We start from the raw sequence: 26,160 nt of genomic DNA on the forward strand, positions 1-26,160 counted from the left end.
GACAACGTGATTCGCCGCTACCCAGGTCTTGGTCGTCCGCCTCAGCCATAGTGTGTGGTCAGCGTTAGGGTGCAGGTGTGAGTGAGACGACTGTGCCGGAACCTGCCGAAGTGCCCGAAGCCAAGGATGCGTCGACGGTGATGCTGGTGCGTGACGGCGGTGCGGACGGTCCGGAGGTTTTCCTGCAGCGGCGGGCCGGGGCGATGGAGTTCGCGGCCGGGATGACCGCCTTTCCCGGTGGCCGGGTGGATCCGGTGGACGCGGAGGTCGATATCGACTGGGCCGGGCCGGCGCCGAACTGGTGGGGGCAGCGGTTCGGGGTGACCGAGGCGCGGGCGAAGGCGCTCGTATGCGCTGCGGTACGGGAGACCTTCGAGGAGTGCGGGGTGCTGCTGGCCGGCCCCACCGCCGACACCGTGGTCGCCGATACCGCCGGATACCGGCGGCAGCGGGAACGGATCGAAAGACGCGATCTGACCCTGGCCGAATTCCTGGCCGAGGAGAAGCTCGTCCTGCGCGCCGACCTGCTGCGGCCGTGGGCGCGGTGGATCACCCCGACCGTGGAGCGCCGCCGTTACGACACCCATTTCTTCGTCGCACTGTTGCCCGCAGGCCAGCTGGCCGACGGAGCGACCTCGGAATCCGACGGCGTGCACTGGTCCACCCCGGCCGCCGCGCTGGCCACCTGGAAAGCCGGTGAACAGGTACTGCTGCCGCCGACCTGGTCGCAGCTGACCTCGCTGGGCGCCTACTCCGACACTGCGGCGATCCTCGCCGCCGAACCTCCGATCGAACCGATCCAGCCGGAATTCGGTCCCGTGGACGGGAAGATGCTGCTGCAATTCCCCGACAACATGAGCTATTTCGCCGATATACCGGACGCGTCCCGGCTCCAGGGGTCCAAGGGGATGCGCGATACCGATCCCTCCCTGCTGGGCGGTTCCGGCCGCGGCGGCGCCGGTTCGGGCGCCCGGTAGCGTATCGGCCCATGGCCGAATTCGTATCCCTGTCCCGGCTCGAACCCGACCTCACGGGCGGTTCCGGCCGCTGCGTGGCGGTGCTGCGGATCGACCGGCCGCCGCTGAACCTGTTCGGCACCCAGCTGATCCGGGAGATCGCCGCGGCAGCCGAAGCCTGCGGCGCGGATTCCGGGATCGCGGCACTGGTGGTCTACGGCGACGAGCGGGTTTTCTGCGCGGGTGACGATCTGGCCGAACTCGCCGCCCTGCCGGCCGAACAGGCCACCGTCATGGCTGCCGACCTGCAGACGGCGCTGGGCTGTCTGGCCCGGATCCCGCAGCCGACAGTCGCGGCGATCAGTGGGTATGCGCTCGGCGCCGGGCTGGAATTGGCCCTGGGCGCGGACCGGCGGATCATCGGCGACAACGTCAAACTCGGGCTGCCGCAGATCGGCACCGGAATGATCCCGCTCGCCGGTATCCGGCGGCTATCGCTGCTGGTCGGTCCGGGCGCTGCCAAGGATCTCGTTTTCACGGGGCGTTTCGTAGAACCCGAGGAGGCCGCGCGGCTGGGTCTGGTGGATCAGGTGGTCGCACCCGACGATGTGCTCGATTCGGCGATCGCGTGGGCCCGGCAGTTCAGCACCGGACCGGCCCGCGCGCTGGCGGCGGCAAAAGCGGTGTTCGAGGCGGGACCGCACGGTCACGAACGGGCCCGCACCGAATGGGCACAGCTGTTCGATACTGCCGATCAGCGCCTGGGAACACGGTCCTACCTGCGGGACGGGCCGGGGTTCGCCGAATTCACCGGCGCCTGAACGAGGCCATGCCCACCCGGACCCACGCGCTGGTATCAAGCCATCCCGAAGCAAGGGATAGGCGATACCTCTGCCTTCGCTCCGGCCGTGCGCGGACTGCGGATGGGCTGCGCCCAGCAGCACCCATTAGGCTTTCCGACCATGACGGTACGCCCCGACGACCCCGCACCACATCCGCACGCCACCGCCGCGGAGGTCGAAGCAGCATTCGAGGACACCAAGCTCGCCCAGGTGCTCTATCACGACTGGGAAGCGGAGACCTACGACGACAAATGGTCGATCTCCTATGACGAACGCTGTATCGAATACGCCCGCGGCCGGTTCGATGCCGCGGTCGGCGAGGCGGATCTGCCGTACGAACGGGCCCTGGAGCTGGGTTGCGGAACCGGTTTCTTCCTGCTGAACCTGATGCAGTCCGGTATCGCGAAGTCCGGTTCGGTGACCGACCTGTCGCCCGGGATGGTGAAGGTCGCGCTGCGTAACGCCGAGCACCTGGGCCTGGATGTGGACGGCCGGGTCGCCGATGCCGAAACCATCCCGTACGACGACGACACCTTCGATCTGGTGGTCGGTCACGCGGTGCTGCATCACATCCCGGATGTCGAGCAGTCACTGCGGGAATGCCTGCGCGTTCTGAAGCCGGGCGGCCGCTTCGTCTTCGCCGGTGAACCCACCACCGTCGGCAACTTCTACGCCCGCAACCTGGGCAACATCACCTGGAAGGCCACCACCGCCATTACCAAGCTCCCGTTTTTGCGGGATTGGCGCCGGCCCCAGGAGGAACTGGACGAATCGTCGCGTGCCGCGGCTCTGGAGGCCGTGGTCGATCTGCACACCTTCGACCCCACCCAGCTCGAGGATATCGCCCGTTCCGCGGGCGCTGTGGACGTGGCCGCGCATACCGAGGAATTCGCTGCCGCCCTGTGGGGCTGGCCGGTACGCACCTTCGAGGCCGCTGTGCCGGACGAGAAACTCACTTTCGGTTACCGCATGGCGATGTACCGGGCGTGGCTCGGGCTCAGCTGGGTGGACGAGAACGTGATGAGCCGGGTGGTTCCGCGCCAGTTCTTCTACAACGCCATGATCACCGGGGTGAAACCGGGCGCCGGCAAGTAAGTGGGGTACGGCTTCAGTACGGCCGATATCGCCTATCTGGCTTCGCCGCCGGGCGCGGCCGCGCTGGCCGAGGTCGCGGAGCGGGAGCTCACGGCGGCCTCACAGCTACACGATGTGGCGGCTGTGCGCCGCGTGCACGGCGACCGGGCGCCCGCGCTGATCGAAACCGTGCGCCTGCGCCGCCGGGCGGCGGCCAAACTGTCCGGTGCCCAGGACTGGCTGTTCACCGATGACGCGCTCCAGCAGGCCACCCCGACCCTGGTGGCCCGGCATCGCGCCGCCCGGCTGGCGGGTCGCGATGTGCACGATGTGACCTGCTCGATCGGCGCGGAACTGGTCGAGCTGGCGCGGGTGTGCCCCCACGTCGTCGGTAGCGACCTCGACCCGGTCCGGCTCGCCATGGCCCGCCACAACCTGTCCCGAGCGGTGTCTGCCCGGACTCCGGTGGATACCCGCTGCGCCCCGAACCCGGAGGTGCGGGCCCGGTCCGGGACGACATCCCGCACGGCGGCGGAGGCGCCATCGCCGAGCCCCCTTCTCGTCCGGGCCGATGCGCTGGTGCCGTGTACCGCCGGCACGGTGATCATTGCGGACCCGGCCCGCCGGGCGGGTGGTAAGCGCACCTTCGACCCGGCCGCTCTGCAACCACCGCTACCGGACCTGCTGGCTGCCTACCCCGGGCGGGACATGGCTGTGAAGTGTGCGCCCGGACTGGATTTCGATCGGCTCGGCTGGATGGGTGAGATCGAGGTGGTATCACTGGACGGGGCGGTCCGCGAAGCCTGCCTGTGGTCGGCGGGGTTGAGTGAACCGGGCGTCACCCGCCGGGCCACGGTGCTCACGGCCCCGGACACGGTTACCACCCTGACCGACGCCGATCCTGACGAGATCCCGGAGCGGGCGCCGGGGGAGTGGATCATCGACCCGGACGGCGCGGTGGTCCGGGCAGGGCTCGTTCGGCACTATGCGGCTCGCCACGGGCTGTGGCAGCTGGACCCCCGGATCGCCTATCTCACCGGTGACCGGCTGCCTGCCGGTGTCCGCGGATTCCGGATCCTCGACCGGTTCGAATTCCGCGAGAAGGCAGTGCGTACCGAGCTCCGCCGCCGCGACTGCGGTGCCCTGGAGATCCTCATCCGAGGGGTGGACACCGACCCGGATGCGCTGCGGCGCCGGCTGAAACCGAACGGCTCCGAACCGTACACACTGGTGATCACCCGAATCGGCCGTACGGCCACCGCCTTCCTGTGCCGTGCGTCCCGGTGAGGGATCTGTCAGCGTGATTCGAGATACAGCGGTGGCCGGCCGTTCCGTGCCTCCAGGAGCAGAATGGGCTTACCCTGCGGCAGCCCGTCGATGAAGTTGAGTTTCCCGCTGGCACCGGCGAACGCCCAGTTGAATCGCATCTGATCCATCATCTGACCGACAGCGTTCGAATCTACGTCGTCCCCGGCTGCCACGGCCGCCCACCTGGTTGCCTGCACAGCCGCCAGCACCGCGTCATGTTCCATAACCGCCGCGAAATCGTGTACATCGCCGTCGGAGAACGCGCGATAGCAGATCGGGCCTTCGCACTCGGGTGAGAATTGGTCGATCGCGATCGGGTTGAATTCGTTGCGGTTTCGGTCCCAGGCATCCGGATGGGCCAGCCCGGTGTACCGTACCGTGACATTACCTTCGAGCGCCTTTCCGGCAACGCTGTCCGCGAGCTGGTGGTAGGGCATATCGTCAGCGGTCATCACCTGGATCGGCTGCTCGCGGCAATCGCGTTGGGCGAGCTGGGTGAGAAATTCGAGGGCATCGGCGCCCCGCCCTGCAAAATAGATCGTGCTCGGCTTCCGATCACAGATGTTCGCCATCATGAAGCGGAACGCGATGGACACCTGGCCGAAACCGGCATCGTAGGTCTCCGGTGGCCCGGCGAAATGCGGCGAATCACCGGGGAACTGGGACTCGAAGGCGCCGGCGAGGGTACGGCCGTACTGGTCTGCCGGGTTGTCGTCGCGAACGATCAGGATTTTTTCGTTGTCGCCGGCGAGGAATTCCGCGGCAGCACGAGCATGTTCCGAGGCCGGCGGCGAAACTTTGAGGAAGGCGCGTGCTCCCTGAAATACATCGATCGTGAGTGTGGAGGCGAATACGGGAATCGGCTCCTCCAGATTGGTCAGCCGGTCGATGGCCGCGAGCGCCTTCTCGAAACTGAACGAGATCCCGGTGACCGCGACGATACGATCGGCCGTACGGCGCTGCACGATCGTATCGACCACGGATTCCCACGAGGCGAAATCACTGCCCGGATTCGCCAGGAGTAACCGGATCTTCGGACGGTCCCCCCAGGAGCTGGTCTTGTTCGCGGAGAGCTGGGCGAGATGTGCGCCGGCCAGCCGGTGCTGGATACCTGCCGTCGTGACGTTGCCTTCGTCGCTGTCGCCGGTCGTCATCGGTGTCAGTAAGACGATGCTCACATACGGATCGCCGGAATCCACTACGGTCTCGTTCTCGTCCCGGATGCGCCCTGTGAGATCGGCGATATCGTCGGTGAACTGCTCGCTACCGTCGGTGACCCCGACGCATTGGCCGCTTTCGTTCCGGTCGAGACCGGCGTCGCACCCGTCGCCCGGACGGAGTAGGTCGGTCAGCCAGAGCGTGGCGGCCACGACCAGAGCCGCGACCAGGAACACGGCGGGAACCCACCACCATTTTCGGTAGCCGGGCGGTGGCGGCTGGATCAAGGTGGTCATCGATACCTCTCCGCTCGTTCATACAGCAGCAGGGCCCCGCGGCCGAGACCACGGGCGAGCTGCCGTAATTCGTTCTCGATGGTGCGATCGAGAGTCCGTTGCGGATCGCCCAGGGGATCGCTGGAAACCCACAGCGCGGCGATCAGCCACGCCATCTCGTGTTCGGGCTCCAGACCGTTGTTCCGGACGATCGCCTCGACCTGTGTGAACGGGTTTTCATCCGCGTCCGGGCGGCGTGGGGCCGAGGTGATCAGATCCAGATCGGACAGCCACGCCGTGGCCGATGCGTGACCGAACTCCGTCTGCCCGGGCAGGAACGGCCGCTCCAGGTATTCGATGGCGGCACCCAGTCCGCCGAGAGCCAGATCGTGGTAGATGGCCGCTATTTCGGCTTCCGCCTCACCCTCTTCGAATTTGCACCGGTAGAGGTCGCGGCAGATCATATGGGTGGCGTCCCAGTTCCGGGGATCGTCCGGTTCGCGGTCTGCCAGTTCGCAGAGCAGAATCCGGCGGAGCCAGGTATCGAGCACCATCTCCGGTTCCGGCCCGCCGGCGGTCCGGATCCACAACCGGTTACGCAGTTCCTGGAGCAACGCCTCCCCGTCCGGCAGGGGGGAATCCAGAATCTCCCGCTGATACAGCACATCCACGGTGCGGCCCGCGGCGGCAGTAACCAGATCACGTAAGTTGTCGGCCGCGAAATCGCCGAGCAACCGTTCGCCGGCCCGCTCCAGCACAGTGCCGGGTGTGTCGACCGGCTCCTGCAAAGGATCGTGGTGGGTACCTACGGCGCTGGTGAGGACGGACCGCGCGCAGGCGAGTGGATCGTCTACCCCGGTCTGTTCCAGCGCGGCCAGGACATCGGTGGTTGCGGCGGCGTTCCCGCCGGTGAGGGCGCGGACAAAATCCGCGACCCGGGGCACCGAGCGCATCCGCCGGTCGGCGGCGAGATCACCGGTGGTCTGCGTACTCAACCGGCTCAGATCCACCAGGTACCAGGGAAACCAGGAGGCCGCCGGATTATCTGCGGATGCCCAGTCGGTGAGAATATCGGGTGGGTTGCGCGGTTCCGGCCATTCGATACCGCCGGTCCGGTGTTCGGGTTCGCGGCGTTCGGTGACATCGCTGAAGCGATGCATACCGGGACGGTGCCAGCATTCGCTCCAGGCGGGCAGCCATTGCGCGCTGGTGGCGACGACCACCAGCGGATCCGGTTCGGCACCGTTGCGCCGCCGCGCTTCACGCAGGGTCTGCAAGAAATGCCGGCCGGAGGGAGTGTGCGCATTGTCCAGCAGCAGTACGGAGTTGAGGGTGCGCCCGGTACCGCGCATGCCGCTGTAGGCCCGTCGCAGATCGTGTAGGAAGGCCATCCCGAAAATGGCGTCGGCCTCGGCGCGGGATTCGTCGTCGCCGTGTGCCCATTTGGCCAGGTCGATCAGCATATCGTCGCGTTCGACCTGTTCACCGCTGAGTCGTGGTCCGCGTTTGATACGGCGCCTGATACTGAGCCGGTTCAGGCTCTGCATCAGGCTTTCCACGGCCATACCCACCCACGGCGACATCCCTTCGGGCACCTGACCGGCAGCCTCGAGGATATCGGCGACGCTCTGGCTGCGCGCCTCCATGGGCTGGGCGCTGGAGACGACTTGGCGCAGGGTCTGCAGCGCCGCCCGCCGGTTGTCGGCCTGCATATGCAGTGTGCTGCCGACCGCCACGACACACAGCCACAGTTGCGGGAAGTTGATACTGCCGAATTGCGCTCGCTTCCGGCCGAGTTCGAAGGCGAGCTCACCGAAGACTTCGCGCGGGGTGCGGTCGCCGCGACCCAGATCCACCTGGGCGAACGGCAGTTTCGCACAGCGCTGGGCAAGCGATTGCAGTAGAACGGTTTTCCCGCTCCCGGGGGGCCCGACGGCCACCACCACCGGCAGCAGCCGGCTCCGGCCCTCCGGCCGTTGTACCAGCTGTTCGATCAGCTGCCCGGTGATCGGTTCCAGCCCATGAAGTACCGGGCCTTCTCCTGGCATCGCCCCTCCCGCTTTCGGCAATCGATATCCGGCATATCGGTATCCGGTGCCACAGTGTGAACCGGCGCTCTGAGCGGACCGGGCGAACTGCTGGACGAAAATCGATCAGTGCAGCCATCTTAGGCAAGTCCGCCCAGGCTTTTGGAGTAGCCATGAGATCGCAATATGAAACGGGGAGGCGGGAATTGCGTTGCGGGAGCGGATGGGGTGTCCGGGAGCAGGGGGGCCGATGACCGCCGGAACGAACCCGGGGACGTGGACCCGGGGTCGTTCCGGTGGTGGATGGTCAGCCCGCGGCGGACGGTCCCGAAATCGAGGCCGACAACGACGACAAGAAGCAGAGGGGCGACGGGGGGTACTGCATGGTGCAGACGAGCCCGATGTTCTCGGACGCCTTCTGCTCGGCCGCGGGCTGTGCCTGCGGTACTAGTGGCACGGCCGAGGCGGTGGCCGCGCCGGCGACCGGGATCGTGAACAGGGCCGCTACCAGCAGGCCGGCCCGGAGAGTACGACGCATGATTGCTTCCTTCCTGACCGGAGCGTACCGATCAGCAGCGAAGGTAGTGCCGATCCCGGTCGCCGGCCAGACCCGAGTTGTCCTGCCCGTGGTTTCGTGGGCAGGACACCGGCGCCGGGCCCGAATGATGTCGGAGCGCCGGGGTACGGTCTGCCCATGACCAGGTACGCGGCGTTGCTACGCGGCATCATGCCCAGCAATCCGAATATGAGCAACGAGAAGCTGCGTGGTGTATTCACCGGGCTCGGCTTCGAATCGGTGGCGTCGGTGCTCTCCAGTGGCAATATCGTGTTCACCACCGGGGAGACTCCCGGTGCGGAGCTCGAGAAGCGGATCCAGGAAGCCCTGAGCGCCGAACTCGGGATCGCGGGCGGCACCGTAGTCCGCGGCTACGCCGAGCTACGCGCCCTGCTGGACCGCGACCCCTTCGCCGGTTACACCCACGGCCGCGAAACCTATCTGACCGTGACGTTCTTCAAAGACAGCGCCCACTCCCGTGTCGAAATGCCCACCGATACGGATCCGCGTACCAAGGTCGTCGGCTACGACGATCAGGCGCGGGCCTTCCTCTCGATCATCGACAATTCCGCGCCGAACACCCCGAATTTCATGGTGTGGCTGGAACGGAACTACGGGAAGAACATCACGACCCGGACCTGGCTCACCGTGCAGCGAGTCGTGAAGAAGATGGAATCGCCGAAATAGCCTCGGGGCGGTCACGCGTCCTGCGCGACCCCGTTCTTCTTACGTTCGATATCGGCAAGCGCGGCCTCGCGCGCCGTCCGTTCGGCAGCGCCGGCCTCCCACGTCGATTTCCGGTTCTTCACCACCCGGGCGGGTGCCCCGACCGCGATACCGAAATCCGGGATCTCGCCCTTCACCACCGCGTGCGCGCCCAGCACACAACCCCGCCCGACCCGGGTTTCGCGCAGCACGGTGACCTTGGCGGCGATCCAGGTGTCGGGTCCGATTCGCACCGGGCTCTTCACGATGCCCTGGTCCTTGATCGGCATGGTGATGTCGTCCATCCGGTGGTCGAAATCGGTGATGTAGCACCAGTCCGCGACCAACGTCGACTCCCCGATCTCGATATCGAGGTAGGTGTTGACCACGTTGTCCTTGCCGAACACCACTTTGTCCCCGATTCGCAGCGAGCCCTCGTGGCAGCGGATGGCGTTACCGTCGCCGATATGGACCCAGCGCCCGATCTCGAGCCGGCCCAGTCCGGGGGTGGCGTGGACTTCCACGCGTTTGCCGAGGAAGACCATGCCGCGCAGGATGACGTGCGGGTTGGCCAGTCGGAATCTGAGCAGTCGGTAGTAACGCACCAGGTACCAGGGCGTGTAGGCACGATTGGACACGACCCAGCGCAGCGAATCGCGAGTGAGGAAACGGGCCTGCCTGGGGTCCCGTCGCCGGGAACCCTGCCATCGCGTGCGCAACGGTGCGCCCCACATGCTCGTCACGACGTCTCTCCTGAATCTCCCGTGGTCCCCCCACTGCCGAACAGCCTACTTTCGTGCTCCGCGGGCCCGGCCTATACCCTTCCGTTAATCTCACACATGGCCGGGGCGACAGGACGACGGAGGAGACCAGCAGGTGCGTATCGGCGGCGGCGTACGGACCGGGTCCTGGCTCGCGGTGATTGTCGCGGCGGTGGGTGTGCTCACCGCGTGCGGTACCGATGTGGACGACATCACGGTCGGACGGGGTCTGGGCTGGCCCGCGGCGGGACATGAGGCCCGTAACAGCGGCAATACCCCGGTCACCGGTTCCCGGGCGGTGAGCCTGCGGTGGTCGCGTCCGGTCGGCGGGCCCGTCGTCGCGCCGGTGACGGTGGGTTCGGAGGGGCAGATCTTCCTGACCACCCGTACCGACGCTAATTGTGAGATCTACTCCTATCAGATGTCCACGGGCCGTAAACGTTTCTGCAATCCGCTGGGCCCGCACGCCATCTACTCGCCCACCCTGCTCGACGGCGCGAGCAATGTGTATGTGGGGCTGGACAGCGCGGTCGAATCGGCGAACCAACTGGGCCAGCCACGCTGGCGCACGCCGGTGGCCGGGGTGCCGACCGGTATGCAGTTCACCGGTGACGGCCATCTGCTGGTGATCACGCAATCGGGTCAGGTCGATGTACTGGAACGGCAGACCGGTAAACGGATGGTGCCCACCCAGCAGCTGCTGCCGACGCCCGATTTCCTGAAAACCCCCGATGTCGACTGGCCGCCCGCCGGGGAGGGGCTCGAAGATTGTGCCACCGGTGGCCCGGGCTGTGCGGTGGCCACCATCGCCGCGATGGAGGTCGACTCCGGGCGGATCTATGCCACGGTGCGCAAACCGGGCGAACCCGATGCCGCCCTGGTGGCGTTGCGGTACGCCGACGGCAAGGTCGTACAGGAGTGGAGCCGCAAGATCCTGGCCGGGGGCAGCGCCACCGATCCCGCCCTCGCTGCCGACGGGTCGACGCTCTACGTCGGTGACAACAGCCGGCGCCTGCTGGCCGTCGACACCGCCGACGGCCGACCGAAATGGGAAGCCCACCTGGACTGGGAGCCACGCCGCGGGATCTCGGTCTCCGACGACGGCCTGATCATCCCGGCCGGCGACGACGGCTACCTGATGGCCCTCCGCGATACCGGTGCCGGCTACGAAAAAGTCTGGGAACGTAAGGACCTGGCCTTGCGCGGCGCTCCCGTGCAAACGGCCGGCGGGACCGGTTATGTCACCGCCGCAATCGGCGACGGACTGAACCTGATCACCTTCGACACCGCCACCGGCGCCACCGTCGACTCCGATGCCCTGCCCGGCGCCTCGGGCACCACCACGGGAACGGCCGTGGGCGCCGAAGGCGAGGTCGTGGTCGCGACCCGGATCGGCGAAATTTTCACCTTCCGCGAAAAAGCCTGATCCGGCCCCCTTCCACGAGTGTGGAGAAGGACTGCGATACGTGCGATTTCGGGCAGCAGCCCCGGGAATCCCGGCGACTACCGGCCGTGGTTCACAGCGGCTGTGCGGGATCTCTTTCCGGGAGCGGGCGGCGGTCGATTTCGGGCCGCCCCAGTGGAGTGCGGACCCGGCGCTTCGCACCGGAGTACACCCCCGCGGTTTCCGCGGCCACCACGTCCCAGGCGAAATCCTCGGTGAGCCGGTCGCGAGCGGCCCGCGCGCGCTGCTGTGCGGCGGCGGGGTCGTCGAGGACCGCGATCACTGCGTCCACCAGGCCGTTGACGTCCGCGGGTTCGAACGAGGCCCCGGTCACGCCGTCGATCACGGCTTCGCCCAGCCCGCCCGCGGTCGAGGTGACCAGCGGTGTTCCGGTGGCCGCCGCCTCCAGGGCGACGATCCCGAACGGTTCGTAGCGGCTCGGCAGCACGATGGCGTCGGCCCCGTGCAGCCAGCCCAGCAGTTCGGCATGGTCGAGCTGCCCGGTGAAATGCACCGCGCGCGCCACCCGGTGCACGCGGGCGCGCTCCCGCAACCATTCGAACTGGGTTCCGACTCCGGCGATGGTCAGCGTGGTACCAGGGTGCGCACGGCGGATCCGGGGTAGCGCGGCGATCGCGTCCTGGATCCCTTTCTCGTATTCGAGCCGCCCCACGTACAGCAGGCGCGGCGGCCCGCTGCGTGGCGGCCGGGCGCGAAACGACCAGGCCCCCACATCGATTCCGTTGCGGATCACGTGTACGGGCACCCGGTCCGGCCGGTAGAGCCGTTCCACTTCGTCCTGCATGGACGCCGAACAGGCGATGAGCGCATCCGATTCGTTGGCCAGCCACCATTCGACCGAATGCACCTGCCGGTTCACCCGGCCCGCTACCCAGCCGCTGTGCCGCCCGGCCTCGGTGGCGTGGATGGTGGAGACGAGCGGGACGTCGTAGTACTCGGCCAGTGCGATCGCGGGATGCGCCACCAGCCAGTCGTGTGCGTGCACCACATCGGGGGTCCAGCCCTCGCCGATACCGGGCTTGTCCAGTGCGACTCCGGCACGGACCATCGCATGCCCCATGGCCAGGGTCCAGGCGAGCATATCCTCGCCGAAATCGAAGATCGGCGGATCTTCCGCGACCGCCACCACCAGCACACCTTCGGCGACGAACGAATGTGTGGGATGAGTGGCGGGACTGGTGCCGGTGGGGCGCCGCGCGAGTACCACCAGTTCGTGTCCGGCCGCCGCGAGCGAAGTCGCCAGGTGGTGGACATGCCTGCCCAGTCCTCCGACGACCACGGGCGGGTACTCCCACGACACCATCAAGATCTTCATCGCGGTCCTTCTCCTGGATTGACGCGTAGCCTACGCGCGTCCAGGGCCGGGAACACGCCGTCTGCGACAGCCCATCCGGCCGCCAATTCCCGGGCCCGCGCGAACTGGCCCGCGCCCACGGCGCCCGCGATCTCCCGGACGGCGTGGGCGTGCTGGTGGGACCGGTCGCGGGCGTATCCGGCGGCGGAATCCTTGCTGACCATGAACGCCCAGTCGCTGGACACCGTGAGAATGGCTTCGCGTAGGAGCTGGTCGGCCACCGGGTCACGGCCGGTGGGCGCGTCGGCCCGCATCTTCGCGGTCGTGTCGAGGGCGAGCCGGACGATTTCTTCGTTCAGTTCGACCAGGTCGCGGACCTGATCGCCGGCCCAGACCCGCCAGTCCTTACCCGACCCCCACGAGGAATCGGCGAGCGGAACCGGATCGCCGACGAACCCGCGTTCGCGCGCGTCCGCGAGGGTGCCGACGGTGACCCCGGCTTCCGGTAGTGCGCGCAGTACCTGGGCGAGCCACTGCGGGCCCTCGTGCCACCAGTGTCCGTACAGCTCGGTATCGAAGGCCGCAACCACCAGTGCGGGCCGTCCGATTCGCTCGGATTCGGTGATGAGCCGCTTACGTACGGTTGCGACGAAATCGGTGACGTCCCGCTCGACCTGCGCCGCGGCGAGTTCGGGGTCGTAGGGCGCCTTGTCCGGCCCGGCAACGGTTTTCCCGGTGACCCGGGCGGGTTTGAGTCCGGTGGCGTGGTCGTAGTGGTGGAAGTCTCGGTAGGCGCCGTTACCCGGGTAACCCGATTTCGGTGACCACACCCGGTAGCTGACAGTGAGATCGCGCCCGAACGCGACGACGGGTGAATCGCGGACCGGCCGGCCGAACGAGGTATCCCCGCGTAGTGCGGGTCCATCGACCATGAAATGGGTCACACCGGCGGCGGCGTAACCGTCTTCCATCCCCGGCGTGAACCCACATTCCGGTGCCCAGATCCCCGAGGGCGTATGACCCCAGCGCAGGCGTGCGTCGATCAGCCCTTCGCGCAATTGGAAATCGCGCAGCCGTTCATCGAGTAAGGGCTGGAAGGGGTGCGCCAGCGGGCCGCCGAGCAATTCGATGGCATCGGCGTCGAGCAACTGCCGCCAGACCGGCGCCGCCCCGTGCCGCCAGCTCTGCTCGAACTCGGCCAGCGCTGCCACCGCGAGCCGGTGCTCGTGCCGGCCGAGCGCCTTGTTTCCGGCCATGGCGGCCTCGTCGGCCCGCAACTGCCAGTTGCCGAGCCAGTGATGCATTCCCGCAAGCGAATGCGGATCGTCGAGTTGTGCTGCGAGAACAGGGGTTATCCCCAGTGTCAGCAGATGTGAGCGGCCCTCGTCGGCGAGCGTGCGCAGTACCTCGACGACCGGCAGGTACGACGCCGCCCACGATTGGTAGAGCCATTCCTCGCCGACCGGCCATCGGCCGTGATGGGCCAGCCAGGGGAGGTGCGAGTGCAGGACGAGCGTGAACTGTCCGGGTACCGCGTCGCCGGTGTTGTTGCCGCTCACGGTTTCACCGCTCGGGCGACCAGGTCGAGGCTGGCGTCGATATCGGCGGGAGTCAACGCGAAATCGTCGACGGTGATACCCGCGACGTCGGTGGTGAGTTCGGCCGGCCAGGGCTCGCCGGCCAGCGCCCGCTCGATCTGTGCGTCGATGAAGGAGCCGCCGTGTTTGTCGTCCAGTGCGCGCAAGCTCGGGCCGTGGTGCACACCTGTCATGAGCTCCACCCGGAAGCCGGCTTCCTCGAGCAGTCCGGTCAATTCGGCAGCGTTCAGTTCGCGTGTGTGGAAGGGGTTGAGCGGGGTGTCACGCCCGGGGGAGAAGGTGATCCGGTTGGGGGTGCTGATGAGCAGTTCACCGCCGGGGCGCAGCACGCGCAGGCATTCGCGCAGGAACTGCACCTGATCCCAAAGGTGTTCGATCACTTGGAAATTCACCACGGTGTCGACCGTGTCGTCCGGCAGTGGGAGGGCGGCCAGGTTACCGCGGATCATCTGCACCCGGGGGTACCGTGCGCGTACATGCGCGGCCGCGCCGCGGTCGTAGTCGAGCCCGATCACCGCGGTCGCGATCTCGGCGATCATATTTGCGCCGTATCCTTCGCCCGACCCTGCCTCGAGTACCACCTTGTCCGCGCACCGCGACAGCAGCCGGTCGTAGACGATCTCGTGCCGGCGGAACCAGTAGTTCTCCTCCGCGATACCCGGCACCGTCCGCTCGCCGGTCAACGGCAGCGGCTCCAGTACGTCAGGGGTGGCCGGTGCGGCGGGAATCACAGCCTCGCTCATTGCGACGAGGTTACTGGTACTGCCCGGTACACGGGTGTCCAGGGAGGCCCTCCGGGTGGCCGCGCTTGTAAGTTACCCACGAGTAACTTAACGTAGGGTAATGTCTCGGCCTGAGCTACTCACATGGACGTACGGCCGCTGGAGATCGTGCGACCGCCAACACAGGTAACCAGAACAGGAGGTCGACGAAGACCGATGCCGAATATCGTCGTACTCATCAAGCAGGTGCCCGATACCTGGTCCGAGCGCAAGCTGACCGACGGTGACTTCACACTCGACCGTGAAGCCGCAGACGCGGTGCTCGACGAGATCAACGAGCGCGCCGTCGAAGAAGCCCTCCTGATCAAGGAGGCCCAGGGCGGTGAGGTCACCGTGCTCGCCGCCGGCCCGGATCGCGCCACCGAGGCCATCCGCAAAGCCCTGTCCATGGGCGCCGACAAAGCCATCCACATCAACGACCCGGCCATCCACGGCTCCGATACCGTCCAGACCGCGTGGGTCCTGGCCGGTGCACTGGGGCAGGTCGAAGGCGTCGAACTGGTCATCGCCGGCAACGAGGCCACCGACGGCCGTTCCGGTGCCGTTCCGGCCGTTATCGCCGAGTACCTGGGCATCCCGCAGCTCACCCATCTGCGCAAGCTCACCGTCGACGGCGAGAAGATCACCGGCGAGCGCGAGACCGACGACGGCGTGTTCAAGCTGGAGGCGACGCTGCCGGCCATCGTCAGCGTCACCGAGAAGATCAACGAACCGCGCTTCCCCTCCTTCAAGGGCATCATGGCCGCCAAGAAGAAGGAAGTGCAGACCTTCACCCTGGAAGATCTGGGCATCGACCCGTCGACCGTGGGTGTGGCGAACGCGGGCACCGCGGTGACCGCGTCCACCCCGAAGCCGCCGCGCACGGCGGGCGAGAAGATCAGCGACGAGGGCGACGGCGGCACCAAGATCGCCCAGTACCTGGTCGGCCAGAAGATCATCTGAGTCCCCGCACCCGCAGCAACTTCTAGGAGAAGAGACAAATGGCAGAAGTACTTGTGCTCGTAGAGCACGCCGACGGTGCGGTCAAGAAGGTGACCACCGAACTGCTGAGCGCCGCCGCCGCCCTCGGCGAGCCGTCGGCCGTGGTGGCGGGCGCCCCCGGCACCGCCGACAAACTGTCCGACGCGCTGGCCGCGGCCGGTGCCGCCAAGATCTACGTCGCCGAATCCGACGATGTCGAGAACTACCTCATCACGCCGAAGGTCGACGTGCTGGCCGGCCTGGTCGAATCCGCCTCCCCGGCGGCCGTCCTGGTCGCCGCGACCGCCGAGGGCAAAGAGGTCTCCGGTCGCCTGGCCGCTCGTATCGGCTCCGGCCTGCTGGTCGACGTCATCGACGTCAAAGCCGACGGCTCGGCCGTGCACAGCATCTTCGGTGGCGCCTTCACCGTCGACGCCAAGGCCACCGGCGATGTGCCCGTGATCTCCGTTCGCCCCGGTTCGATCGAGGCGAAACCCTCGGCCGGCGCCGGCGAGAAGGTCACCGTCGAGGTTCCTGCGCAGGAAGAAGGCGCCGTCAAGGTCACGAGCCGCGAGCCCGTCGTCGCGGGTGACCGGCCCGAGCTCACCGAGGCGAATATCGTCGTCTCCGGTGGCCGCGGTGTCGGTTCCGCCGACAACTTCTCCGTGGTCGAGACCCTGGCCGATTCGCTCGGCGCGGCCGTCGGCGCCTCGCGTGCCGCGGTCGACTCGGGCTACTACCCGGGCCAGTTCCAGGTCGGCCAGACCGGTAAGACGGTTTCCCCGCAGCTGTACGTCGCCCTGGGCATCTCCGGCGCGATCCAGCACCGGGCCGGTATGCAGACCTCGAAGACCATCATCGCGGTCAACAAGGACGAAGAGGCGCCGATCTTCGAGATCGCCGACTACGGCATCGTCGGCGACCTGTTCAACGTCGCCCCGCAGCTGACCGAAGAGGTCAAGAAGCACAAGGGCTGAGCGCCCCGCGGCTCTGTCCGCACCCGTTCACGACAACGCCCGGCCGGTTCATCCGGCCGGGCGTTCGCTTTTCGTGCTCCGGCCGGTGAGCGTACGCCCGGAAATCTGTGGCGAAAATTACTCCCAAGTAGGTTTGAACCGCGTTGAGTGTATCCAGGTGGGAGGCTCATTCGGGCCGGCAGTTAGGCTCACAACGGTGTCCTCGTGGCGGAGAGGTTCGTGACAGATGCGAAAGCTCGAGCGCGGCCCGACGGGTCGATCAGCACGTGGTCACCGCTGATGAGGAGGTACCGGATCCATGCCCGTTCTGCACGAGGAACTACAGGAGATCTACGACGAGGTGCTTCTCCGCAATGCGGGGGAGACCGAGTTCCACCAGGCCGTGCACGAAGTGCTGGACAGCCTCGCTCCGGTAGTGGCCAAGCATCCCGCCTACACTGATGCGGCCGTGATCCGACGCCTGTGTGAGCCCGAACGGCAGATCATCTTCCGGGTGGCCTGGGTCGACGACTCCGGTCAGGTACAGATCAACCGGGGATTCCGGGTCGAGTTCAATTCCGCGCTCGGGCCGTACAAGGGCGGGCTGCGCTTCCACCCGACCGTGAACGTCGGAATCGTGAAATTCCTGGGTTTCGAGCAGACCTTCAAGAACTCCCTGACGGGCATGCCGATCGGCGGGGGCAAAGGTGGATCCGATTTCGACCCGAAGGGCCGCTCCGATGCCGAGGTGATGCGCTTCTGCCAGGCATTCATGACCGAGCTCTACCGGCATATCGGCGAGCACACCGATGTCCCGGCCGGTGATATCGGTGTCGGTGGGCGGGAAATCGGCTACCTGTTCGGGCAGTACAAACGCATCACCAACCGCTTCGAATCGGGTGTGCTCACGGGTAAAGGGCTCGCTTGGGGCGGGTCGCAGGTCCGCACCGAAGCCACCGGCTACGGTGTCGTGTTCTTCGTCGACGAACTGCTGCGGACCCGCGGTGAAGGCTTCGAGGGCAAAAAGGTCATCGTCTCCGGTTCCGGAAACGTGGCCCTCTACGCGATCGAGAAGGTGCAGCAACTGGGGGGCACGGTGATCGCCTGCTCCGATTCGAGCGGCTATATCGTCGACGAAGCCGGAATCGACCTCGAACTGCTCAAAGCGGTCAAGGAACAGCGCCGGGCCCGGATCTCCTGCTATGCCGACGAACGGGGTCGTTCGGCGCGGTTCGTCGAGGACGGGTCGGTCTGGAATGTGCCGTGCGATATCGCGCTACCCTGCGCCACGCAGAACGAACTCAACGGCCGGGACGCGGCCGTACTGGTACGCAACGGCTGCACGGTCGTCGCCGAGGGAGCGAATATGCCCTGCACGCCGGAGGCGGCGCGGGTGTTCGGCGAGGCGAAGGTCGGGTTCGCGCCGGGTAAGGCCGCCAACGCGGGTGGTGTCGCGACCAGTGCCCTGGAAATGCAGCAGAACGCCTCCCGGGACTCGTGGTCGTTCGAATACACCGAGGAACGCCTTGCCGAGATCATGCGCGGTGTGCACGATCGCACTCTCGCGACCGCCGACGAATACGGTTCCCCCGGAAACTATGTCGTCGGGGCGAATATCGCCGGTTTCATCCAGGTTGCGGATGCCATGCTCGCACTCGGCGTCATCTGACGGACGGGTCGAACGCGACGATCGGTTTCCACCTCGGACCGATCGCGGGAGCGAGCCGCTTGTCGCGCAGTGGTACTCAGGGCTGAGATGAGTGTAGGCCCCGAGACCGATGTGGTCCGCCGCCCATTTCGCGAGGATGGTTGGGAGCCCGCCGCTGGGGTGGGCAGCGGAGTGGAGGGCATATGAAACTGGAAGCCGGGCAGGTCGCTGTCGTCACCGGTGCCGCGAACGGGATCGGTGCGGCCGTTGCCGCCGCACTGGTGCAGCGGGGGCTGCGAGTGGTCCTGGCCGATACGGATTCCGAGGCGCTGGCGACAACCGCTACCGAACTCGGTAACCGGGCAATCGCCGTGCCCACCGATGTCGCCGATATCGAACAGGTGCGCGTGCTCGCCGACCGGACGCTCGCCGAATTCGGCCGCGTGGATCTGGTGTTCAACAATGCGGGGATGGGAACGGGCGGGCCCAGCTGGGAGATCGATCCGGGCGATTGGGACCGGGTCTGGGCGGTGAATATCGGCGGCGTCGTGAACGGGATCCACGTCTTCACACCGCATCTGATCAGCGCGGGGCAGGGGCATATCGTCAACACCGCCTCCTTGGCAGGGCTCACGGTCGGCCTGTTCGGTGCCCCGTATGCGGCGAGCAAAGCGGCACTCATCTCGCTCTCGGAATCGCTGCGCGGGGAACTCGACCTGGTCGCGCCGAATATCGGTGTGACAGTGGTGTGCCCGGGCCCGGTGGATACCCGGATGTTGCGTGGTCTCACCGACCTCGCTACTCCACCGGAGGGCGGGGCAACGGAATCGGAGGAATTGCCGCCGGAAGTAATGGCCAAGCTGGCGCCGATGATGGAGGCCGTCGCCGAGATGGCGACAGAGATGATCACGGCGACCCGGGCGGCGGAGATCATCCTCGATGCGGTGGAATCCGGAAAGTTGTACGAAACCACGCACCCGGATATGGCGGTCGCCGCCCGTGAGCGGATCGACACGATTCTGGAATCTTTCGGCACTACTGCCTGAACCGCGACTTCGCCGGGCCGCCGCCACTGCGGCCCGGCGAAATCCGCAATCATTCACGTGCGGGAGATCATTCGTCCATGCTCTCGAGCAGTGCCAGGGCCCGCTCACGCATCTCCACCTTGCGCACTTTCCCCGTAACGGTCATCGGGAATTCGTCGACCACGTGCACGTAGCGCGGGACCTTGTAGTGCGCGAGCCGGCCCTCGCAGAACGCGCGAAGTGCCGCGGCGTCGAGGGCGGGGGTACCCTCACGCATCCGGACCCACGCCATGAGCTCCTCGCCGTAATGGGCGTCGGGGACGCCGATCACCTGCGCGTCGAGAATATCGGGATGGGTGTAGAGGAACTCCTCGATCTCACGCGGGTAGATGTTCTCGCCGCCGCGGATCACCATATCTTTGATCCGCCCGGTGATGGCCACATAGCCGGCGTCGTCCATGATCCCGAGATCGCCGGTATGCATCCAGCGGGCCGCGTCGACGGCCTCGGCGGTTTTCTCCGGCTCCTCCCAATAGCCGAGCATGACCGAATAGCCCCGGGTGCACACCTCACCGGGCTCACCGCGCGGCAGCGTCCGGCCGCTCACCGGGTCGATGACTTTGATCTCCAGATGCGGGCCCACCCGCCCGACCGTTGCCGTGCGCTGGTCGATACTGTCGTCTGCTCTGGTCTGGATGGACACCGGTGATGTTTCCGTCATGCCATAGCAGATCGTCACCTCGCTCATCCCCATTCGCTCGATGACCTGTTTCATCACTTCCGCCGGGCACGGAGACCCCGCCATGATCCCGGTTCGCAGCGTCGACAACCGGTAGTCGCCGAAACCTGGTTCGGCGAGTTCGGCGATGAACATGGTCGGCACCCCGTACAGCGATGTGCACCGCTGCGCCTGTACCGCGGCGAGGGTGGCCGCGGGGTCGAACGCCGGCGCCGGGATGACCATTGTCGCCCCGTGACTGGTGCAGGCCAGATTGCCCATCACCATGCCGAAGCAATGGTAGAACGGCACCGGGATGCACACCCTGTCCTGATCGGTGTAACCGCAGATCTCGCCGACGAAGAATCCGTTGTTGAGGATATTGTGGTGGCTCAGCGTCGCCCCTTTGGGGAAACCCGTTGTGCCCGAGGTGTATTGGATATTTATCGGATCGTCTGCGGATAACCGGTCCTGTGCGTCGGCGAGCGCGGCCGGGTCGGCGGCGCGGCCCGCGGAGAGTAGGCCGGACCAATCCGCGCTGCCGAGTAGTACGACCCGTTCCAGCGCCGGGCACCCCGACCCCACCTCCTCCAACATGGCGGCGTAGTCCGAAGTCTTGAATGCCGGTGCCGCGAACACCATCCGGATACCCGCCTGCCGGAGCACGTACTCCAGTTCGTGCGCGCGATACGCGGGGTTGATCGTCACGAGAACAGCCCCGATCTTGGCGGTCGCGTACTGGACGAAAACCCATTCGGGGCAGTTCGGCGCCCAGATCCCGATCCGGTCGCCGCTGCCGATCCCCGCCGCGAGCAACCCCGAAGCCAGCGCATCGATCTCGGTCGCCAGCGCGCGGTAGCTCCAGTGCCGTCCGCCGGCTACATCCACCAGGGCATCGTTATCGGGGAAAGTGGCCACTGTGCGATCGAAGTTGTCGCCGATCGTATCCCCGAGCAGCGGTATATCCCACGCGCCGGAGGCGTAACTCTTCTGGGCTCTACTCATCACCGGTCCTCTCCCGGCGCCCACACGGACGCCTGTATCCGGAGCCGTAGGCGTAACTCTTGCCGCCATGACCCGATGAGATAGTGATACAGGTCACTGGCCATCGGCCACCCCCGAACGGGGGTAGAACGGGCTGATCCGGGACGTCGCATCGGCGGCCCCCGATCGCCGGTACGAGGGCCACCGGATTCCCTAGGACGTGCACCCCGCTGTAGCGGGTGCGATCGCGGCGGCGCGGTTGTCCAGGCCGATGCATAGCTGAAGTGACAGTGCAACGCACGGCGGTCAACCCGGTGGCATGGTCGGCGGAACCGTCGCGTGACCGCACTCTCCGAACGACAACGGACGGCCCGTCGATGACGACGGCTGCTGCCGCTGCCGTCGGAAACCGAGAGTATCCGGCTCGGCGTGACAGGTTTGACCGTGCCGTGACGGCATAGTTTCGACTGTTCTCGCCGGGCGGATCCGCGCCGGCGATGGCCGACCCGATGGGAGGCTGCCGTATGGCGGTGCAGTGGGAACACAAGGTGCTGAAGTACAAGCTCCGTATGAAGGGCTTCGACTATGAGCAGATGGAGCAGGACCTCAACGATCTGGGGCGCAAGGGTTGGGAAGCGGTCGGGACGCTGGCGCCGAGCTTCGGCTCCGGGCAGGCCATCGAGGTCGCTCTCATACTGAAGAAGCGCAACGACTGAGGCGCGCGATAGGTGGGGTCGGCTGTCTCGGCGGCCCCGGTCGGGATCGATCATCGGCCGCGGTCCGGAACTTCCCGATTCGCTCCGCCGACGTGGCGCACCGTGCTACGTTCTAGAATGAATTTCAGTTTTTGGCCGTGGCGACCGGTTTTCGGTGGAGCGAGGTCGCGCTGCCGCAGATGGTTGGAAGCGTGATATGAAAACAGATGTGTCCCGTCGCAGCACCGGAAAATGGCGCGTCGCGATCGTGCTCGCGGCCATCGCCCTGGTCGCCACGGCATGCGGCGAATCGGCCGACCGGCCCGACAGTGCCGCGCCGGGCGCGCTGATCACCGCCACACCGGTGCGATTGTCTCCCGATACGGTGGTGCCCGAGGATGCCCGGACCGAACGCATCACCTATCTGTCGCAATCCGCTGCAGGGCAGGAGGTCCTGGTTTCCGGGACGGTCACCGTCCCGGCCGGCGAGCCACCCGAGGGCGGTTGGCCGGTTATCAGCTGGGCGCACGGCACCACCGGCGTCGGTGACGCCTGCGCCCCGTCGGCGCACAGCGTGGGCGGGCCGGCCCGCGACTATCTGGCTGCCACCGATCCCGTCATCGCCCGATGGGTTGCCGGCGGGTACGCGGTCGCCGCCACGGATTACGAGGGCCTGGGAACACCGGGCGGCCATCCGTACATGAACGGCGTCAGCGCAGGCCATACCGTCACCGACATCGTGCGTGCCGCGCGTGAACTCGATTCCCGGATCGGAACGAAATGGGCTGTGGCCGGACATAGCCAGGGCGGGCACGCCGCCTTGTTCACCGCCGCTCAGGGTGCCGAATACGCCCCGGAACTCGATCTCGTCGGCGCCGTGTCCTACGCGCCGGGCAGCCGCACCAGCGATACCGCCGCGTATATGGCAGCCGGCGGTCCCGGGGTGCGTGCGGCAATACCGTTCCTGCCGGTACTGCTGCTCGGCGCCGAGGCCGCAGACCCGGCGCTTTCGGCCGAGGCGATGATCAGCGATGCGGCGCGGCCGCTGCTCGATGTGGCGCGCACCGGCTGCATGGACCAGATCAAAGCGGCAGCGGCCAGGATCCCGGCCGATGATCTGTTCGCGCCCGGCGCCGATACCGCCGCGCTCACCGCGTACTTCGCCGGTCAGGAGCCGGAGGAGTTGAACCTGACGGTTCCGGCGCTGGTCGCGCAAGGCACCACCGACGCCCTGGTCGCTGCACCGATCACCACGCAGATCACCGAGAAGTTGTGCGCCGATGGCTCGCCCGTGGGCTACCGATCCTACGAGGGTGCAGACCACCGTGGTGTGCTCACGGCCGCGGGCGATGATGTCGACGCCTTTCTCGGCACGTTGTTCGCCGGCGACGACCCGGGTCCTATGTGTGGAGCATGACGAGCCGGGCCCCGAGGTCGTCTCCCGCTGGGCAGCCGTAGGCACTCGGAGCCGGCTACCGTACGGCGGGGTGGTCGACCACGGCCGCGGCGGATACTCGAGGGATGGCGGGATACGAATCGCAGGCGCAGCCGCGGTGGCGTGGTACGGGCCACCGTAGGTTTCCGCTGGCCGCGGCAGTAGACGGGCACTGGTGGGTGTTGCGGCTGAACCCTTTTCCCGACCACAGCCTGTGGACCCTGTTCGTCGACGGTGCTGCCCGCTACGACCTCGACGATGCGCCACCGAGCTGGGGTGTTCTCGCTCCGGCATCCGCGCCGCTGCTGGATCCGTGGACCGCCGACACTCTGCTGGCGCCGCTGCGCGGTTTCACGGTGTATGGCAGTGAGGCCGGGAAGCCGTGCGACGACCCGTTCTGCTGCGGCTGAACCGGCGCGGTTCTCCGTAAGGCGGCCGGTTCCCGCCCGACTCCCGGCTGTGCGCGCAACCGGAGCGCAGGAAAGCGAACCAGCGTCGCAAACATCGAAAGCCGGCTATCGATTGCCCGGCCGCAGGAACACGACCGACCCGGTATGCGACGGCGCCGGGCCGGTTGGTTGCGTGGGACCCGGGAACTCGTTCCGGCCGCTATGCGCCGCTATGCGCCGTGCAGTCCGTCCAGCAGTTTCCCGAGGATCGGTGTGCGGCGGGTGTCGGCGCGCAGGACCGCGGAGACCGGGATACGCAGACGCTGGTCGGCGAGCGAGAGTGTGGCGATACCTTCGGTGGAGCTGTTCGCGTAGAGCACGGTCCAGGCGTCGGGGTGGTTGATCAACTCCATGGTGGCCGTGTGGTCGGGAGGGATGGGCGGGCCGTAGGTGGGGCCGACGGGGAGGTCGGCGAAGGCGGCGCGGATCACGTTGTGGATGAGGACCTGCTCGGATTCCGGGGGCAGCAGTAGGGGATAGGCGCTCAGTTCGGGCAGGGTGACATCGGTGCGTCCGGCGAGTGGGTGGGCGGGGGCGGTGGCGAGGGTGAGGTCTTCCACCCACAGCTGTTCGACGATCAGGCCCGCCTGCTGGACGCTGCCGCGGATCAGGGCGAGATCGCAATCGCCGTCGGCCACCGCGGCCACGCGCTGGCGGAAGGGTTTGATCACGAATTCGATCTCGGCCCCGGGGTGGGCTTCGCGGGCACCGGCGATAGCCGTCAGCGATCGTGTGGCGAAGGACATATTCGCAGTGAGCCGGATCCTGGGGCCGGTGGTGCGGATGGAGGCCCGGATCGCGGATTCGAGACCTAGCATCTGCTTCGCCAGCGGTAGTAGCCTTGTGCTCGCGTCGGTGGGGACGACCGATCGGGTCGAGCGTTCGAAGAGCTGGACGCCGAGGTCGTGTTCGAGCCGGGCGATCTGATGACTGATCGCCGATTGCGAGATGAAACAGCGGACCGCGGCCCGGCTGAAACTGAGCTCCTCGCACACTGCGACGAAGTACGTGAGCTGGCGAAGTTCCATCTCTACCCCATTCATGACGAGATCAGATAAGAGTCATCTCAATTATGCGCCCTGAACCTTGAAATATCTGCGTTATGGATGACGGTTAGTCATGAGTGAAGGAGGCTGTCATGCATAACGCCACGGAAATGGGCGCCGGCGTCGAGTACGCGGATGTCGTGATCATCGGATCGGGGTTCGGTGGGCTCGCCGCCGCCAAGCAGTTGGCGAAGGCGGGCGTCGATTATGTCCTTATCTCGAGCACGCCGGAACACCTGTTCCAGCCGCTGCTGTACCAGGTCGCCACCGGGGTGTTGGTGTCCGAGGAGATCGCACCCCCCATCGCGAACATCCTGCGCCGGCACAAGGAGGCCGATGTCCGGCAGGGGCACGTCACCGATATCGAGCCCGATGCCGCGATCCTCACCTATGAGACCCCCGAGGGAATCCGGCGTATCCGCTACGGTTCGATGATCGCCGCCACCGGCGCCAGCCAGTCGTATTTCGGGCGTGACGATTTTGCCGACAAGACGTATTCGCTGAAAACCATCGACGACGCCAAGCTGCTGCGCGCGCAGATCGAGCGCGTTTTCCGGGAAGCCGCCGGCGCCGACGAGGAGACCCGCCGCCGGCTGCTGTCATTCGTGGTGGTCGGGGCGGGCGCCACCGGTGTCGAGGTGGCCGGACAGCTGAAGGAGCTGGCGAAGCGGCACTTCCACCAAGAGGTCTCGGTAACCCTCGTGGAGGGGGCCGGTGCGGTCCTGCCGCCGTTCGGGGGCGGGCTCTCGGAGTACGCGAAGAAATCGCTGACCCGCAGTGGTGTGGAAGTGCTGCTGGGCACCTTCGTCACCGATATCGAGGCCGGGCAGGTCACCGTCAAGGACAAGGACGGGCAACAGCGGCAGATCGACGCCGAAACCATCGTCTGGTCCGCCGGTGTACAGGCGGGTGGGTTCGCGAAACTGCTGGCCGAAGTCACCGGATGCGAAACCGACCGGGCCGGCCGGCTGCTCATCAACCCTGATCTGACCGTCGGCGGTTACGCCGATATCTATGCCGTCGGCGATATGACCTCGCTGGGCGGCTATCCGGGACAATCGCCGGTCGCCATGCAGGAAGGGCGGCACGCCGCCGATATCGTCAGCCGCGAGAAGCACCCCGGTACGCCGTTCGTGTACTGGGACAAGGGCAGTATGGCGGTGATCAGCCGGTTCAGCGCCGTCACCAAACTCAACGAGCGGATCAGCTTCCGCGGCACGATCGCCTGGTTCATCTGGTTGGCGGTACACCTGTTCTACTTGGTCGGCTTCCGCAACCGCTTCGCCGCGGTGCTCTCGTGGCTGGTGGCGTTCATCGGAACCGGCCGGCCCGGGTTCGACGAGGTCGACGAGCAGTGGCGCGCCAGTGTCCGGGAACCGGAACGATTTGTCGCGTAGTGCGGTGACCGGTCGGCGGATATCTGTTCGCGGTGTGACGCAGCGG

23 protein-coding genes are annotated in these 26,160 nt (G+C 66.8%); 14 read left to right on the forward strand and 9 right to left on the reverse strand.

The window, feature by feature from the left end:
- Nucleotides 1-140: 140 nt before the first annotated feature.
- The 4 genes from NS6_RS15090 (at nt 141) to NS6_RS15105 (ending at nt 4,159) form a co-directional block, all read left to right on the forward strand.
- Nucleotides 141-977 carry an NUDIX hydrolase gene (locus NS6_RS15090; RefSeq protein WP_245669361.1) on the forward strand — a complete coding sequence of 279 codons (837 nt, stop codon included), beginning with the start codon at nt 141-143 and terminating at the stop codon, nt 975-977.
- Nucleotides 978-988: 11 nt separating this feature from the next.
- Nucleotides 989-1,777 carry an enoyl-CoA hydratase-related protein gene (locus tag NS6_RS15095; RefSeq protein ID WP_068042134.1) on the forward strand — a complete coding sequence of 263 codons (789 nt, stop codon included), beginning with the start codon at nt 989-991 and terminating at the stop codon, nt 1,775-1,777.
- Between the two features lie 141 nt (nt 1,778-1,918).
- Nucleotides 1,919-2,893: a class I SAM-dependent methyltransferase gene (locus tag NS6_RS15100; protein WP_068042137.1), complete on the forward strand. Its 975-nt coding sequence runs from the start codon at nt 1,919-1,921 to the stop codon at nt 2,891-2,893.
- On the forward strand, nt 2,894-4,159 hold the full coding sequence (locus tag NS6_RS15105; RefSeq protein ID WP_068042140.1) for a class I SAM-dependent methyltransferase: 1,266 nt from the start codon (nt 2,894-2,896) through the stop codon (nt 4,157-4,159).
- Nucleotides 4,160-4,167: 8 nt separating this feature from the next.
- Here the strand turns inward: NS6_RS15105 and NS6_RS15110 are convergent, their stop codons facing one another.
- From NS6_RS15110 to NS6_RS15120, 3 genes are all read right to left on the reverse strand, one after another.
- Nucleotides 4,168-5,634: an ABC transporter substrate-binding protein gene (locus NS6_RS15110; protein ID WP_068042143.1), complete on the reverse strand. Its 1,467-nt coding sequence runs from the start codon at nt 5,632-5,634 to the stop codon at nt 4,168-4,170.
- Nucleotides 5,631-7,661 carry an ATP-binding protein gene (locus tag NS6_RS15115; RefSeq protein WP_068042145.1) on the reverse strand — a complete coding sequence of 677 codons (2,031 nt, stop codon included), beginning with the start codon at nt 7,659-7,661 and terminating at the stop codon, nt 5,631-5,633. Before NS6_RS15115 ends, NS6_RS15110 begins: the two co-directional genes overlap by 4 nt.
- A gap of 286 nt (nt 7,662-7,947) precedes the next feature.
- Complete coding sequence (locus tag NS6_RS15120; protein WP_068042150.1) at nt 7,948-8,178, reverse strand: hypothetical protein; 231 nt, start codon at nt 8,176-8,178, stop codon at nt 7,948-7,950.
- A 156-nt stretch (nt 8,179-8,334) separates the two neighbouring features.
- Between NS6_RS15120 and NS6_RS15125 the strand changes: the two genes are divergently transcribed.
- The gene (locus tag NS6_RS15125) at nt 8,335-8,883 is read left to right on the forward strand and encodes a DUF1697 domain-containing protein (protein ID WP_068042153.1); all 549 of its coding nucleotides are present in this window, start codon (nt 8,335-8,337) and stop codon (nt 8,881-8,883) included.
- Nucleotides 8,884-8,894: 11 nt separating this feature from the next.
- On the opposite strand, the gene NS6_RS15130 is transcribed toward NS6_RS15125, so the two are convergent.
- Nucleotides 8,895-9,644 carry an acyltransferase gene (locus tag NS6_RS15130; RefSeq protein ID WP_068042156.1) on the reverse strand — a complete coding sequence of 250 codons (750 nt, stop codon included), beginning with the start codon at nt 9,642-9,644 and terminating at the stop codon, nt 8,895-8,897.
- A 133-nt stretch (nt 9,645-9,777) separates the two neighbouring features.
- On the opposite strand from NS6_RS15130, the gene NS6_RS15135 reads away from it, so the two are divergent.
- Nucleotides 9,778-11,088, forward strand: coding sequence for an outer membrane protein assembly factor BamB family protein (locus NS6_RS15135; protein WP_245669351.1), 1,311 nt, complete (start codon nt 9,778-9,780; stop codon nt 11,086-11,088).
- 91 nt (nt 11,089-11,179) lie between these two features.
- On the opposite strand, the gene NS6_RS15140 is transcribed toward NS6_RS15135, so the two are convergent.
- From NS6_RS15140 to NS6_RS15150, 3 genes are read right to left on the reverse strand one after another with little or no spacing between them, the layout of a single operon-like run.
- Nucleotides 11,180-12,442, reverse strand: coding sequence for a glycosyltransferase family 4 protein (locus tag NS6_RS15140; protein ID WP_068042159.1), 1,263 nt, complete (start codon nt 12,440-12,442; stop codon nt 11,180-11,182).
- Nucleotides 12,439-13,980, reverse strand: coding sequence for a 1,4-alpha-glucan branching protein domain-containing protein (locus NS6_RS15145; protein ID WP_068042162.1), 1,542 nt, complete (start codon nt 13,978-13,980; stop codon nt 12,439-12,441). Before NS6_RS15145 ends, NS6_RS15140 begins: the two co-directional genes overlap by 4 nt.
- Entirely contained in the window at nt 13,977-14,762 is a 786-nt protein-coding gene (locus tag NS6_RS15150) for a class I SAM-dependent methyltransferase (protein ID WP_068042165.1), read from the reverse strand. The genes NS6_RS15145 and NS6_RS15150 overlap by 4 nt, the downstream gene beginning before the upstream one ends.
- A gap of 195 nt (nt 14,763-14,957) precedes the next feature.
- Here NS6_RS15150 and NS6_RS15155 point away from each other — a divergent pair, with 195 nt between their 5' ends.
- The 4 genes from NS6_RS15155 to NS6_RS15170 all read left to right on the forward strand — a co-directional run bounded on the left by NS6_RS15155 (nt 14,958) and on the right by NS6_RS15170 (nt 19,411).
- A complete protein-coding gene (locus NS6_RS15155; RefSeq protein WP_068042168.1) occupies nt 14,958-15,743 on the forward strand; it encodes an electron transfer flavoprotein subunit beta/FixA family protein in 786 nt (261 codons plus the stop codon).
- Nucleotides 15,744-15,781: 38 nt separating this feature from the next.
- Nucleotides 15,782-16,738, forward strand: coding sequence for an electron transfer flavoprotein subunit alpha/FixB family protein (locus NS6_RS15160; RefSeq protein WP_068042171.1), 957 nt, complete (start codon nt 15,782-15,784; stop codon nt 16,736-16,738).
- Between the two features lie 298 nt (nt 16,739-17,036).
- Entirely contained in the window at nt 17,037-18,386 is a 1,350-nt protein-coding gene (gene gdhA, locus NS6_RS15165; RefSeq protein WP_068042174.1) for an NADP-specific glutamate dehydrogenase, read from the forward strand.
- Between the two features lie 182 nt (nt 18,387-18,568).
- Nucleotides 18,569-19,411 carry an SDR family oxidoreductase gene (locus NS6_RS15170; RefSeq protein ID WP_068042177.1) on the forward strand — a complete coding sequence of 281 codons (843 nt, stop codon included), beginning with the start codon at nt 18,569-18,571 and terminating at the stop codon, nt 19,409-19,411.
- Nucleotides 19,412-19,478: 67 nt separating this feature from the next.
- On the opposite strand, the gene NS6_RS15175 is transcribed toward NS6_RS15170, so the two are convergent.
- Nucleotides 19,479-21,113, reverse strand: a complete 1,635-nt coding sequence (locus NS6_RS15175) for an AMP-binding protein (protein ID WP_068042181.1) — start codon at nt 21,111-21,113, stop codon at nt 19,479-19,481.
- A 503-nt stretch (nt 21,114-21,616) separates the two neighbouring features.
- Between NS6_RS15175 and NS6_RS15180 the strand changes: the two genes are divergently transcribed.
- From NS6_RS15180 to NS6_RS15190, 3 genes are all read left to right on the forward strand, one after another.
- Nucleotides 21,617-21,808 carry a DUF4177 domain-containing protein gene (locus NS6_RS15180; protein WP_068042305.1) on the forward strand — a complete coding sequence of 64 codons (192 nt, stop codon included), beginning with the start codon at nt 21,617-21,619 and terminating at the stop codon, nt 21,806-21,808.
- A gap of 208 nt (nt 21,809-22,016) precedes the next feature.
- Nucleotides 22,017-23,204, forward strand: a complete 1,188-nt coding sequence (locus NS6_RS15185; protein ID WP_068042308.1) for a lipase family protein — start codon at nt 22,017-22,019, stop codon at nt 23,202-23,204.
- Between the two features lie 104 nt (nt 23,205-23,308).
- Entirely contained in the window at nt 23,309-23,632 is a 324-nt protein-coding gene (locus NS6_RS15190; RefSeq protein WP_068042184.1) for a hypothetical protein, read from the forward strand.
- A gap of 209 nt (nt 23,633-23,841) precedes the next feature.
- On the opposite strand, the gene NS6_RS15195 is transcribed toward NS6_RS15190, so the two are convergent.
- Nucleotides 23,842-24,699, reverse strand: coding sequence for a LysR family transcriptional regulator (locus tag NS6_RS15195; RefSeq protein WP_068042187.1), 858 nt, complete (start codon nt 24,697-24,699; stop codon nt 23,842-23,844).
- A gap of 110 nt (nt 24,700-24,809) precedes the next feature.
- Here NS6_RS15195 and NS6_RS15200 point away from each other — a divergent pair, with 110 nt between their 5' ends.
- Nucleotides 24,810-26,114: an NAD(P)/FAD-dependent oxidoreductase gene (locus tag NS6_RS15200; RefSeq protein ID WP_068042191.1), complete on the forward strand. Its 1,305-nt coding sequence runs from the start codon at nt 24,810-24,812 to the stop codon at nt 26,112-26,114.
- Nucleotides 26,115-26,160: the final 46 nt, after the last annotated feature.

The sequence above is a fragment of the Nocardia speluncae NBRC 108251 genome (assembly GCF_001613245.1).
Classification (GTDB): Bacteria; Actinomycetota; Actinomycetes; order Mycobacteriales; family Mycobacteriaceae; genus Nocardia; species Nocardia speluncae.

Bases quoted from the DNA above. Each gene is read 5' to 3' on its own strand.
- NS6_RS15090 (WP_245669361.1), top strand. From the start codon at position 141: ATGCTGGTGCGTGACGGCGGTGCGGACGGTCCGGAGGTTTTCCTGCAG.
- NS6_RS15095 (WP_068042134.1), top strand. From the start codon at position 989: ATGGCCGAATTCGTATCCCTGTCCCGGCTCGAACCCGACCTCACGGGC.
- NS6_RS15100 (WP_068042137.1), top strand. From the start codon at position 1,919: ATGACGGTACGCCCCGACGACCCCGCACCACATCCGCACGCCACCGCC.
- NS6_RS15110 (WP_068042143.1), bottom strand. From the start codon at position 5,634: ATGACCACCTTGATCCAGCCGCCACCGCCCGGCTACCGAAAATGGTGG.
- NS6_RS15115 (WP_068042145.1), bottom strand. From the start codon at position 7,661: ATGCCAGGAGAAGGCCCGGTACTTCATGGGCTGGAACCGATCACCGGG.
- NS6_RS15120 (WP_068042150.1), bottom strand. From the start codon at position 8,178: ATGCGTCGTACTCTCCGGGCCGGCCTGCTGGTAGCGGCCCTGTTCACG.
- NS6_RS15125 (WP_068042153.1), top strand. From the start codon at position 8,335: ATGACCAGGTACGCGGCGTTGCTACGCGGCATCATGCCCAGCAATCCG.
- NS6_RS15140 (WP_068042159.1), bottom strand. From the start codon at position 12,442: ATGAAGATCTTGATGGTGTCGTGGGAGTACCCGCCCGTGGTCGTCGGA.
- NS6_RS15150 (WP_068042165.1), bottom strand. From the start codon at position 14,762: ATGAGCGAGGCTGTGATTCCCGCCGCACCGGCCACCCCTGACGTACTG.
- NS6_RS15155 (WP_068042168.1), top strand. From the start codon at position 14,958: ATGCCGAATATCGTCGTACTCATCAAGCAGGTGCCCGATACCTGGTCC.
- NS6_RS15160 (WP_068042171.1), top strand. From the start codon at position 15,782: ATGGCAGAAGTACTTGTGCTCGTAGAGCACGCCGACGGTGCGGTCAAG.
- gdhA (WP_068042174.1), top strand. From the start codon at position 17,037: ATGCCCGTTCTGCACGAGGAACTACAGGAGATCTACGACGAGGTGCTT.
- NS6_RS15170 (WP_068042177.1), top strand. From the start codon at position 18,569: ATGAAACTGGAAGCCGGGCAGGTCGCTGTCGTCACCGGTGCCGCGAAC.
- NS6_RS15175 (WP_068042181.1), bottom strand. From the start codon at position 21,113: ATGAGTAGAGCCCAGAAGAGTTACGCCTCCGGCGCGTGGGATATACCG.
- NS6_RS15180 (WP_068042305.1), top strand. From the start codon at position 21,617: ATGGCGGTGCAGTGGGAACACAAGGTGCTGAAGTACAAGCTCCGTATG.
- NS6_RS15190 (WP_068042184.1), top strand. From the start codon at position 23,309: ATGGCGGGATACGAATCGCAGGCGCAGCCGCGGTGGCGTGGTACGGGC.
- NS6_RS15195 (WP_068042187.1), bottom strand. From the start codon at position 24,699: ATGGAACTTCGCCAGCTCACGTACTTCGTCGCAGTGTGCGAGGAGCTC.
- NS6_RS15200 (WP_068042191.1), top strand. From the start codon at position 24,810: ATGCATAACGCCACGGAAATGGGCGCCGGCGTCGAGTACGCGGATGTC.